10 protein-coding genes are annotated in these 10,857 nt (G+C 68.8%); 4 read left to right on the top strand and 6 right to left on the bottom strand.

What is annotated here, in order from left to right; all coding sequences use genetic code 11:
* Positions 1–117: 117 nt before the first annotated feature.
* Genes ACIBB8_RS36300 through ACIBB8_RS36290 form a run of 3 tightly spaced genes read right to left on the bottom strand, consistent with a single transcriptional unit; the run spans position 118 to position 3,519 of the window.
* Positions 118–864 (bottom strand): succinate dehydrogenase/fumarate reductase iron-sulfur subunit, encoded by a 747-nt coding sequence (locus ACIBB8_RS36300; RefSeq protein WP_366138676.1) that lies wholly within the window; start codon positions 862–864, stop codon positions 118–120.
* Positions 861–2,810 carry a fumarate reductase/succinate dehydrogenase flavoprotein subunit gene (locus tag ACIBB8_RS36295; protein ID WP_398959508.1) on the bottom strand — a complete coding sequence of 650 codons (1,950 nt, stop codon included), beginning with the start codon at positions 2,808–2,810 and terminating at the stop codon, positions 861–863. Before ACIBB8_RS36295 ends, ACIBB8_RS36300 begins: the two co-directional genes overlap by 4 nt.
* Position 2,811: 1 nt before the next feature.
* The gene (locus ACIBB8_RS36290; RefSeq protein ID WP_398959506.1) at positions 2,812–3,519 is read right to left on the bottom strand and encodes a succinate dehydrogenase; all 708 of its coding nucleotides are present in this window, start codon (positions 3,517–3,519) and stop codon (positions 2,812–2,814) included.
* A 95-nt stretch (positions 3,520–3,614) separates the two neighbouring features.
* Between ACIBB8_RS36290 and ACIBB8_RS36285 the strand changes: the two genes are divergently transcribed.
* Entirely contained in the window at positions 3,615–4,535 is a 921-nt protein-coding gene (locus ACIBB8_RS36285; RefSeq protein WP_398959504.1) for a LysR family transcriptional regulator, read from the top strand.
* Between the two features lie 216 nt (positions 4,536–4,751).
* On the opposite strand, the gene ACIBB8_RS36280 is transcribed toward ACIBB8_RS36285, so the two are convergent.
* The 3 genes from ACIBB8_RS36280 to ACIBB8_RS36270 form a co-directional block, all read right to left on the bottom strand.
* A complete protein-coding gene (locus ACIBB8_RS36280) occupies positions 4,752–6,926 on the bottom strand; it encodes a putative bifunctional diguanylate cyclase/phosphodiesterase (protein WP_398959502.1) in 2,175 nt (724 codons plus the stop codon).
* Complete coding sequence (locus ACIBB8_RS36275; RefSeq protein ID WP_398959500.1) at positions 6,923–7,741, bottom strand: SAM-dependent methyltransferase; 819 nt, start codon at positions 7,739–7,741, stop codon at positions 6,923–6,925. The genes ACIBB8_RS36280 and ACIBB8_RS36275 overlap by 4 nt, the downstream gene beginning before the upstream one ends.
* Before the next feature lie 202 nt (positions 7,742–7,943).
* On the bottom strand, positions 7,944–8,921 hold the full coding sequence (locus ACIBB8_RS36270; RefSeq protein ID WP_398959498.1) for an SCO0930 family lipoprotein: 978 nt from the start codon (positions 8,919–8,921) through the stop codon (positions 7,944–7,946).
* A gap of 606 nt (positions 8,922–9,527) precedes the next feature.
* On the opposite strand from ACIBB8_RS36270, the gene ACIBB8_RS36265 reads away from it, so the two are divergent.
* The 3 genes from ACIBB8_RS36265 (at position 9,528) to ACIBB8_RS36255 (ending at position 10,826) form a co-directional block, all read left to right on the top strand.
* Complete coding sequence (locus ACIBB8_RS36265) at positions 9,528–9,659, top strand: hypothetical protein (protein ID WP_327242784.1); 132 nt, start codon at positions 9,528–9,530, stop codon at positions 9,657–9,659.
* 15 nt (positions 9,660–9,674) lie between these two features.
* Entirely contained in the window at positions 9,675–10,439 is a 765-nt protein-coding gene (locus ACIBB8_RS36260) for a hypothetical protein (RefSeq protein ID WP_398959496.1), read from the top strand.
* Positions 10,440–10,622: 183 nt separating this feature from the next.
* Positions 10,623–10,826, top strand: a complete 204-nt coding sequence (locus tag ACIBB8_RS36255) for a hypothetical protein (RefSeq protein WP_398959495.1) — start codon at positions 10,623–10,625, stop codon at positions 10,824–10,826.
* Positions 10,827–10,857: the final 31 nt, after the last annotated feature.

Below are 10,857 nucleotides of genomic sequence, written 5' to 3'. Positions count from 1 at the left end.
ACGTGGCCCGCGAGCTCTACCGGCACATCCAGCCTCCGACGGCCGCACAGAGACCTTCAGCCACTTGACGAAACATAGGGGCATCTACGCCACCCGAATCAAGGACTCAGCACCCTCCTAGCGTCGGACCTTCCGGGTCGCCCGCAGCCACTCCTTGTTCATTGCCGAGATCGACGGCAGCGGAATGCCCTTCGGGCAGGCCGTGGCGCATTCCCCGGTGAGCGTGCAGCCGCCGAATCCCTCGCTGTCCATCTGCTCGACCATGTCGAGCACCCGCGTCTCGCGCTCGGGGGCGCCCTGCGGCAGGACGTTGAGGTGGTTGATCTTCGCTGAGGTGAAGAGCATCGCCGAGCCGTTGGGGCAGGCCGCTACGCAGGCGCCGCAGCCGATGCACTCGGCGTGCTCGAACGCGAAGTCGGCGTCGGGCTTGGGCACGGGGGTGGCGTGGGCGTCGGGTGCGGTGCCGGTCGGGGCGGAGATGTAGCCGCCCGCCTGGATGATCCGGTCGAAGGCGGACCGGTCCACGACCAGGTCCTTGACGACCGGGAACGCTGAGGCGCGCCACGGTTCGATGTCGATCGTGTCGCCGTCCTCGAAGGACCGCATGTGGAGCTGACAGGTGGTGGTGCGTTCCGGGCCGTGCGCGTCGCCGTTGATGACGAGGCTGCACGCGCCGCAGATGCCTTCGCGGCAGTCGTGGTCGAAGGCGACGGGGTCGTCGCCGGCGAGGATGAGCTCCTCGTTGAGGGTGTCGAGCATCTCCAGGAACGACATGTCCTGCGAGATGCCGTCCACCTGGTAGGTGGACATGGCGCCGGGGGCGTCGGCGTTCTTCTGGCGCCAGACGCGCAGGGTGAGCTTCATGCGTAGCTCCGCTGAGTGGGGTGGACGTACTCGAAGACGAGGTCTTCCTTGTGCAGGACGGGGGCGTCGCCGGTGGCCGTGAACTCCCAGGCGGCGGCGTACGAGAACTCCTCGTCCCGGCGGGCGGCTTCGCCGTCCGGGGTCTGCGACTCCTCGCGGAAGTGGCCTCCGCAGGACTCGGCGCGGTGCAGGGCGTCGAGACACATGAGCTCGGCGAGCTCCAGGTAGTCGACGATTCGGTTGGCCTTCTCCAGTGACTGGTTGAACTCCTCGCCGGTGCCCGGGACCTTGATGCGGTGCCAGAACTCCTCGCGGATCCGTGGGATCCGGTCGAGCGCTTTGCGCAGCCCCTCCTCGGTGCGGGCCATCCCGCAGTACTCCCACATGAGTTCGCCGATTTCGCGGTGGAAGGAGTCGGGGGTGCGGTCGCCGTCGACGGCGAGCAGCAGGTTCAGCCGGTCCTCGGTCTCCGCGACGGCTTCTTCCACGGCGGGGTGCGAGGCGTCGACCTCGCCGTGGTGCGGGTTGCGGGCCAGGTAGTCGTTGATGGTCGACGGGAGGACGAAGTAGCCGTCGGCGAGACCCTGCATCAGTGCCGAGGCGCCAAGTCGGTTGGCCCCGTGGTCGGAGAAGTTGGCCTCGCCGATCGCGAACAGGCCCGGGATCGTGGTCTGGAGGTCGTAGTCGACCCAGAGTCCGCCCATCGTGTAGTGCACGGCGGGGTAGATGCGCATCGGGGTCTCGTACGGGTTCTCCGCGGTGATCCGCGCGTACATGTCGAAGAGGTTGCCGTACTTCTCCTCGACCTTCGCCCTGCCCATGCGCTGAATGGCCTCCGCGAAGTCGAGGTAGACGCCCTGTCCGCCGGGGCCCACGCCGCGGCCCTCGTCGCAGACGTTCTTCGCGGCGCGCGAGGCGATGTCGCGCGGCACGAGGTTGCCGAAGGCCGGGTAGATGCGCTCCAGGTAGTAGTCGCGCTCGTCCTCGGGGATCTCGTTGGCGGGGCGGGTGTCGCCCTTGGCCTTCGGGACCCAGATCCGGCCGTCGTTGCGCAGCGACTCGCTCATCAGCGTCAGCTTGGACTGGTGGTCGCCGGTGCGCGGGATACAGGTGGGGTGGATCTGGGTGAAGCACGGGTTGGCGAAGTACGCTCCGCGCCGGTGGGCGCGCCAGATGGCGGTGGCGTTGGAGTTCATGGCGTTCGTCGACAGGTAGAAGACATTGCCGTAGCCGCCGCTGGCCAGGACGACCGCGTCGGCGAAGTACGTGTCGATCTTCCCGGTGACGAGGTCACGCGCGACGATGCCGCGGGCCTTGCCGTCGACGATGATCAGGTCGAGCATCTCGGTGCGGGCGTGCAGCTCGACGTTGCCTGCGGCGATCTGCCGGGACAGTGCCTGGTAGGCGCCGAGGAGCAGCTGCTGCCCGGTCTGGCCTCGGGCGTAGAACGTGCGGGAGACCTGGACACCGCCGAAGGAGCGGTTGTCGAGGAGGCCGCCGTACTCGCGGGCGAACGGGACGCCCTGCGCGACGCACTGGTCGATGATCTCGACGGAGATCTGGGCGAGCCGGTGGACATTGGACTCGCGGGCGCGGAAGTCGCCGCCCTTGACGGTGTCGTAGAAGAGCCGGTGGATCGAGTCGCCGTCGTTGCGGTAGTTCTTCGCGGCGTTGATGCCGCCCTGGGCGGCGACGGAGTGGGCGCGGCGGGGCGAGTCCTGGAAGCAGAACTGGACGACGTGGTAACCCTGTTCGGCCAGCGTGGCCCCAGCCGATCCGCCGGCCAGACCGGTGCCGACGACGATGACGGTGTGCTTGCGGCGGTTGGCCGGGTTGACGAGCTTGGCCTCGAAGCGGCGGGTGTCCCAGCGTTCGGCGACGGGGCCCTCGGGGGCCTTGGTGTCGACGACGGGTGCGCCGGTCTCGTAGTGCGAGTAATCGGTCATGTCAGCTCACGACTCCGGTCATGACGGCGACGGGTACGGAGATGAAGCCCACCGTCAGCACCAGTGCAAGGACGTTGGCGATGGTCTTGAGAGCACGGTCGCGGCTCGCCCTGCCCGCGCCGAGGGTCTGCGCGGCGCTCCAGAACCCGTGCTGGACGTGGAGTCCGAGAGCGAGCATGGCGACGATGTAGATGACGTTGCCGTACCAGGTGGAGAAGGTGTCGATGACGTTCTGATACGGGTGCCCGGACTGGAAGCCGCCGGAGTGGACGGTGCCGGTGGTCAGGTCGAGGACGTGCCAGACGATGAACAGGGCGAGGATGATCCCGCCCCACCGCATGGTGCGGGTGGCGTAGCTCGCGCGGGGCTTCTTGTGGACGTACTTGCTGGGGCGCGCCCTGATGTCCCGGCGGCTCAGCTGGTACGCGGAGGTGGCGTGCGCCACGACGGCGACGACGAGCACCACCCGGACGATCCACAGGGCCCACTCGTAGTGCAGGAAGGGCTCGCCCATGACCCGCAGCCAATGGGCGTAGTGATTGAACTCCCCCGGCCCGAAGAAGATCTTCAGATTGCCGATCATGTGGACGACCAGGTAGCCGAGCATGATCAGGCCGCTTACGGCCATGACCGTCTTCTTGCCGACGGACGAGTCCCAGAGCGTACGCGTCATGGACGGTCGTCGGTCCGTCCGTGTTGCCAATGCCATGGGAACGACGCTACGGCCGCAGCGGCTCATCAGTCCAAGACATGGTGTGGCTCATATCCATAGTCTCTGGCTATGGTACGAGCTAGGCTGGATGTATGCAGTTTCAGCAGCTCATGTACTTCGTGGCCGTCGCCGAGACACGGCATTTCACCCGTGCCGCGGAGGAGGTGCATGTCTCGCAGCCCTCGCTCTCCCAGCAGATCAGGGCGCTGGAGAACGAGCTGGGGGCGGAGGTGTTCAGCCGGGCCCGCGGCAACATCACGCTGACCGACGCGGGCGAGGCCCTGCTGCCGCTGGCCCGCCGGATCCTGGCGGATGCCGATACCGCCCGGCACGAGGTGCAGGAGCTGGCCCAGCTGCGCCGGGGCCGGGTCAGACTCGGGGCGACGCCGAGCCTGTGCACGGGGCTGCTGCCCGACGTACTGCGCACGTTCCACGACCAGCACCCGGGAATCCAGCTGCTGCTGGAGGAAGGCGGCTCGCACGACCTCGTACGGGAGTTGGCACGGGGAGCGCTCGATCTCGCGCTGGTGGTGCTCCCGCTGCCGGCCGCGTCGCCTGCGCTGACCACGGTGGAGCTGCTCCAGGAGGACCTGGTGGTGGTGTCGTCGGCAGAGGCTCCACGACCGGGGAAGGGCGCAAGCGTGCGGATCGCGGATCTGCAGGGCGAGCCGCTGGTGATGTTCCGGCACGGCTACGACCTGCGGGAGCTGACCGTGGCCGCGTGCCGGGCGGAGGGCTTCGAGCCGTCGTTCACGGTGGAGGGCGGCGAGATGGACGCGGTGCTCGGTTTCGTACGGGCGGGACTGGGCGTGGCTGTGGTGCCCAGCATGGTGGCGATCCGGACGGGGCACGGCCTGCGGACGACACGGCTGGCCCCGCCGGGGCTGCGCCGCACGATCGCGCTGGCGCACCGCAGTGACGTGGCGCCTCCGCGGGCGGCGCGGGAGCTTCAACGGGTACTGCTGGCCAGCCGGCCGGACGGGCTCGGGAAATCGAACCCGTCCGGAAGCTGAGGACGGAACCGGTGCCGGGCCTCCCCGCCCAGAGCCTGTCGGGTGACCTTCGACCGGAGAGCGGACGCGGCGTGGTGCGTGCGATTCCCAGGCGCGGGATGGCCTCGGATGGGGTCTCCCCTGCTCGAACGAAGCTGAGAGCTGGGGCATCTCGGCAACGCCGGAAGCATGCGTGCCACGCCGCGTCCGCCCGATCAGAGGCCGCCCGACAGGCTCTCAGACCGCGTCGGCCAGCAGCAGGGAATGGATCCGGTCAGGCGCCCCGGGCCGCGCGTAGTACCACCCCTGGGCCGTGTCGCAGCCGAGCTTTCGGAGCTGGTCCGCCTGCGCTCTCGTCTCGACGCCCTCCACCGTGACCGCCAGGTCCAGGCTGTGCGCCAGCGAGACGATCCCCTCGACGATCTTCAGGTCGACCGGGTCGGCCGGATGCTGCTGCATGCCCTGGGTGAAAGAACGGTCCAGCTTCAGCACGCTCACCGGCAGCCGACGCAGATTGGCCAGGTTCGAGTAGCCCGTACCGAAGTCGTCGAGCGCTATGTCGACACCCATCTCGGCCAGTTGCCGCAGCGGCTTGAGCAGGTCGTCGTCGGCTCCGATGACCGCGGACTCGGTGACCTCCAGGCACAGCGCTCCCGGCTCGAGACCCGAGCGTTCCAGCACGTCCACGATCTCGGCGACCAGCCGCGGATGGTGCAGCTGGGTCGGCGAGAGGTTGACGTTGATCCGCAGCGGCCCCCCGTCGCTGTGCCGATCCTGCCAGAAGTTGGCCTGCCGTACGGACTCCTCCAGCACCCACCGCCCGAGCGGCACGATCAGCCCGGTGTGCTCCGCGAGCGGAATGAATCGGTCCGGCCCGAGCACCCCGTGCTGCGGATGGCACCAGCGCACCAGAGCCTCCGCGCCGTGGACCGTGCCGTCACCGAGGTGCACGAGCGGCTGGTACTCGATGAAGAACTCGCCGCGCTCCAGGGCGGCGGGCAGCGCGGTGGTCAGCCCGTGCCGGGTGATGGCGCGGGCGTCCGCCTCGGCGTCGGCGATTTCGAAGCGGTTACCGCCCGCCGATTTGGCCCGGTACATCGTGATGTCGGCGCTGCGCAGCACCTCGGCGGCGCTGCGTTCGCCCGCCGGTCCTTCGACGACGCCGATGGAGCCTCGTACGGTCAGTTCGCGGCCGTCGAGCCGGATCGGCGTGGCGAGCACACTGAGGATCCGGGAGGCCAGTTCATCGACCTCCGACTCGGTGTGCGGGCCGGTGGTCAGCGCCACGAACTCGTCGCCGCCGAGCCGTGCCACCATCTCGCCCGGCGCGGTCGCGCAGCTCTGCAGCCGGTCGGCGACCTCGACGAGCAGCCGGTCGCCTGCCGCGTGGCCCAGGCTGTCGTTGATCGCCTTGAAGCCGTCGAGGTCGAGGTAGCAGAGCCCGAAGCGGCTGCCGTCGTCGGCGGAGAGCGCCTTCTCCAGCCGTTCGAAGAACAGCGTGCGGTTGGGCAGGCCGGTGAGCGCGTCGTGGGTCGCCTCGTACCGCAGCCGCAGATTCAGCAGCCTGCGCTCCGTGGTGTCCTCCATGAGCGCCAGCTGGTACTGCGGCCGGCCCTCGGGGTCGCGGAGGAGCGACACCGTGAGGTTGGTCCACAGGACGGTGCCGTCATTGCGGTAGTACGGCTTCTCGACCCGATAGTGCTCGCGTTCGCCGCGTACCAGCTCCTCGTAGTACTTCCACACGTGCGGCGAGTCCTCGGGGTGGACCCACTCGTTGACCTTGTGGCTGCGGACATGGTGGTCGAGGCCGCCGAACATCCGGGTCAGCGTGTCGTTGACCTCCAGCACGTTGCCTTCCAGGTCGGCGATCCCGATGCCGATGGCGGCGTCCTTGAAGACAGCACGGAACCGCGCCTCGGTTGCATGCAGGGCCTGCTCGGCGTTGGAGCGGGCGGTGAGCGCCGAGCGGGCGATGGCTTCCTGTTCGGCCAGGGTCCGCTCGCGCAGCGCCTGGGTGAAGCCGCCCGCCAGGGCGTGCTGCATGCGGGCGCAGCGGGCCCTGCTGTCCTCGGTCGACAGGGTCACCGGGCCGTTGTTGCCGCAGTAGAGCACCAGGTACGAGTCGACGACGCCGAGCGTGGAGCTGAGCGCGTCCGGGTCCGTGCAGTGCGCGGCGACGAGCGCGGCTCCCACCTTGTTGGCGGGCGCCGGCTCGAAGGGGCGCGCGTGCAGGATGTCGCTCAACCTGCGGGCCAGCGGCAGCAGATGCTGTTCGAACTCCGGACGGGTCATGGAGGTGGCCGTCGAGGGGAAGATGGCCCGGCTCCAGATGGTGGCGAATCTCCGGAGCCGGTCCTCGGCGCCGTCGGGCTCCGCGTCCGGTGCTTCGGACGCTTGGGCGGGAATGCTCACGCCTTGCGTCCCACTCCGCCGAAGCCCGAGAAGGCATACGGGTCTTCCTGCTCCTGCACCACGGGGGTGTCGGGACGCCAGTTGGGCATGGCCACGAGCCCGGGCTCGACCATCTCGTACCCGTCGAAGAACCGGCTGACCTCGTCGCGCGACCGCATGATCAGCGGGTTGCGGATGCTCCGGTAGACACCGACCGCACCGCCGGCCTCCTCCTTGGTGAGCGGGATGCCCTCGTACGAGGCGTGGGTGATGACGAGCAGGCTGCCGGGCGCGAGTGACTCGCTCAGGGCGGCTACGGCTGCCTGCGGGTCGTCGGCGTCCTCGATGAAGTGGAGGACGGCTACGAGCAGCAGCGCCACCGGGCGTTCCAGGTCGAGGAGTTCGCTGACCTCGGGACTCTTCAGAATCTCCTGCGGGCGACGCAGATCGGCGGTGGCGATGACCGCGCGGTCGTTTCCTGCGAGTACGGCCTGGCTGTGCGCAACCGCAACGGGGTCGTGGTCGACATACGCCACCCGCGCCTCCGGGTCCGCGGCCTGCGCGACTTCGTGGACATTGCCGAAGGTCGGTATGCCGGAACCGATGTCCAGGAACTGAGTGACGCCTTCACTCACCGCATGGCGCACTGCCCTGCGCATAAAGGCACGATTGGCCTGCATGATCTTGGGGAGTCCCGGCATGAACTCCATGGCCTTGCGGGCCGCTTCCCGGTCCACCTCGAAATTGTGCGATCCGCCCAGATAGAAGTCATACATGCGTGAAACGCTCGGCACTGAAATGTCAATGCCTTGCGGTGCCCAGGCGGGACGCTCCATCGATGTCTCCAACAAGTCGCCACGGCGGTCCGGCCATGTTCATGGTCAGTGTTGACCAGAGGCTACTGACCGACCGCCAGGAGAGCGAGCGGAAACGGAAATTAGCGGTCCGTTATTGGTCACACACCAGTGGCATGTGCAACCGGCCCGTCGCTATCGGTGACATTCGACGACGGGCCGGTCCGGAACGGCTGTTGTGGGGCTACTTCGGGGCGCCGACGAGCTTTGCGCCGGGGGACACCGCGTACCATGTGCCCCCGACACCCTGGCCGTTGGTGTCACCCGGCTTCGCGTCACCGGAGAAGGTATAGAGGGGCCAGCAGTCGATGGCCTGCTGCTTGAGACCGTCGGGGCGATTGAAAGTGACAAAACCCTTGGTGGTCACACCCTTCACATCATTTCTGGCCAACGGGGCGACAACCGGCCACTTCGACAGGCACGCTCCGGTGCAGGCCGACTTCATCGGCCATGCCGTGTCCTTCTTGAACCGGTAGACCGTCATGCCGCGCTTGTCGACGACGATGTCTCCGAGTTTCGGGTCCGTGCGGACCGAAAGCCCCGCGAGATCAGCCTGCTCACCACCGTTCGGACCGTCGGCGTTCGACGCAGCCTTCCTGCCGTCCGGCGCAGCGGCGAACCACGCGCCTTCCACTCCCTGACCATTGGCGTCTCCGGGCTTGGTGTCCTTGGCGTACCGGTACATCGGCCACCCCGCAATGGTGAGTTGCCGGGTGCCGTCCGCACGGATGACTTTGCCGATCAGGGCTCCATCGGTACCGGCGGCGGCCGTCACATTGCCCGCGGGAACGACCGGCCAGGTCTTCGCGCAGTCGTCCTCGCAATTCGACTTCGGCGGGCTCGCGGTGTCCTTGTCGAAACGGTAGAGAGTGAATCCCTCGCTGTCCGTCACGACCTTGCCGAGTTTCTTGCTGTCCCACACCGCGAGCTGCCCCGCCTGCTTGGACTTGCCCGCCTGGGCCCCGGAATCGGATCCGTAGTCACTGCCGGAGCCGTATCCGCTGCCCGTGCCGTAGCCGCCGCCCGCCTGACCGGCCGGGCTGGCATTGCCGACGTTCTGGCCGTGGGGCGAATCCGCGCCCTGCTCCTGACCGCACGCCGTCGTCAGCGCCAGCAGGGCCGCCGCGGTGAGCGCGAGCGAGGCGTTCCGCCAGGTGTTCATGTCAACTCCCGTGATTCTACCGCCTGTTGTGACGCGCGACCGCGTCGGTCATGGCCCTAGGTACGGTCGGTGGGTGCTTCTTTGTTCAACGCGTTCGCAGAAATTTCCCCATCCGCAAACCCTCAGCGCCCCAGGTCCCCTCCATCAGGGGAATCAGGACCGTGGTCCGCGTGCCGTCCGACCGGCCGGAACATGCTCCCCGTCGTGTACGGATCCCTCTTCGGGCGGCTCAGCGCAGCCGTCGCACTCAGCTGGCTCCTGACCGCCCCGGTGCCCGCGGTGGCCGACAACTGCTCGTACGCCTCGATCGGGGACGGCGGCGGGAACTCGGCGGTCGCCACATCGGGCGACGGTCATTGCCAGGCGGGCCCGGCGCCCCGACCGACCCCGCGGCCGACACCCCCACCGCCGCCTCCCCCTCCCCCGCCTGCGCCGCCCCCACCCCCGCCGCCGCCACCTCCCCCTCCGCCGCCACCCCCGGCACCCCCGGCACCGGCGCCCCCGCCACCACCCCCGGCACCGGCGCCCCCGCCACCACCAACGCCCACACCGCCTCCCCCGGAGCCCACGCCCTCCGTACGCCCCACGCCACCCCCGCCCAAGCCGGTGGCGATCCCCACCTACCGCAAGCCGCCGCGCAAGGTCCCCCAGCGAGGCCCCTCCCTGGTCACCCTCACCCTGCTGATCACGGCTCCCGCGGTGTTCGCCGTCGCCGTGCTACGTCCCCGCTCCCGATGACCTACGGAGAAGCCCATGTCGGAATGGCTCGTTCTCGCCCTCGCCATGGCCGCGGCCTGCGCCGTCGTGCTCACCATCGCCGTCCTCAAGAATCGCCGCGTCGGGGAGGACGACGACCCGTTCGAAACCCCTGACGTCATCGAATACATGACGATGATGATCGGCGTGGTGTACGCCATCGTGCTCGGCCTCGCCATCGCGGGCGTCTGGGAGGGGCGCAGCGCCGCCCAGGAGTACGTCCGCCAGGAGGCCCAGGCCTTGCACGAGGTGAACGCCCGCTCGTCGGTCTACCCCGCCGAGGTGCGTGCCCGGATCCGCGCCGACGTCGACGCGTACGTCGGTCATGTCGTCCACGACGAGTGGAGGGCGATGACGGAGCACGGAAGCCTCACCGACGAGGGCGCCGAACTCCTCGGCCGGGTACGTGCTGACGTCACCGACTACCGGCCGAGGAACGACCACGAAGGGCAGGCGTATCAGCCACTGGTCGACCAGGTCGCCGCGGCCGATGACGCGCGCAGTGCCCGCGCCCAGAGCGCCGGCGCCACGATGCCGGGCGTGGTCTGGTTCGGACTGATCACCGGGGCGCTGGTGACCGTCGGGCTGATCTTCACCCTGCAGATCCGCCGAACCTTCCGGGAACTCCTGCTGGCCGGGCTGTTCAGTGTGCTCATCGCCTTCCTGCTCTTCCTGATCTGGGACTTCGACTCCCCCTTCGGCCGCGGCATCTCGGCCACGGCCGCGCCGTTCCTCGACCTCTTTCCCAACGTGTCGGGCTGACCTGCACCCTGACGGCCTGACGTCCCGTTGGTCCGCCGCCCGGGGGACACCGGTGCCCCATTCGCCGGTCCCCGATCGCGAGCGGTATACAGCACTTCTAACGTTTCCTCCATCGAGGTGCATTTATGACACTTTGTGGATATTCATTCCGCAGTTGCTCCTCGGGGAACTGGAGGATTCACCATGCGCACCATAGGTGTCGCACCCGTCGCCCTGCTCGGCGCCGCCGCTCTCGCCCTGACCACTCCGGCTGCGACCGCGTACGCCGTGACGTCGGGGGGCGCACCGGGCGCGACCGGATACACCGTTGCTCCGTCGGTGATCGCGCCGGGGGGGGCGGGGCCCCCCGCCCCGCGCCCCCGCGCCCCCCACAAAGGTGGCGTATGATGGTGCGGGGTTGTCCCGCCGGAAGAGAGCC

The organism is Streptomyces sp. NPDC051286 (genome assembly GCF_044455345.1).
Lineage (GTDB): Bacteria > Actinomycetota > Actinomycetes > Streptomycetales > Streptomycetaceae > Streptomyces.
Note: the sequence above shows the minus strand (reverse complement) of the source record. Positions and strands in the feature narration are given on the sequence as shown.

What these genes read in the sequence shown, in the direction of transcription:
- ACIBB8_RS36290 (WP_398959506.1), bottom strand. Translation starts at nt 3,519, where the DNA reads ATGGCATTGGCAACACGGACGGACCGACGACCGTCCATGACGCGTACG.
- ACIBB8_RS36275 (WP_398959500.1), bottom strand. Translation starts at nt 7,741, where the DNA reads ATGGAGCGTCCCGCCTGGGCACCGCAAGGCATTGACATTTCAGTGCCG.
- ACIBB8_RS36285 (WP_398959504.1), top strand. Translation starts at nt 3,615, where the DNA reads ATGCAGTTTCAGCAGCTCATGTACTTCGTGGCCGTCGCCGAGACACGG.
- ACIBB8_RS36295 (WP_398959508.1), bottom strand. Translation starts at nt 2,810, where the DNA reads ATGACCGATTACTCGCACTACGAGACCGGCGCACCCGTCGTCGACACC.
- ACIBB8_RS36255 (WP_398959495.1), top strand. Translation starts at nt 10,623, where the DNA reads ATGCGCACCATAGGTGTCGCACCCGTCGCCCTGCTCGGCGCCGCCGCT.
- ACIBB8_RS36260 (WP_398959496.1), top strand. Translation starts at nt 9,675, where the DNA reads ATGTCGGAATGGCTCGTTCTCGCCCTCGCCATGGCCGCGGCCTGCGCC.
- ACIBB8_RS36300 (WP_366138676.1), bottom strand. Translation starts at nt 864, where the DNA reads ATGAAGCTCACCCTGCGCGTCTGGCGCCAGAAGAACGCCGACGCCCCC.
- ACIBB8_RS36270 (WP_398959498.1), bottom strand. Translation starts at nt 8,921, where the DNA reads ATGAACACCTGGCGGAACGCCTCGCTCGCGCTCACCGCGGCGGCCCTG.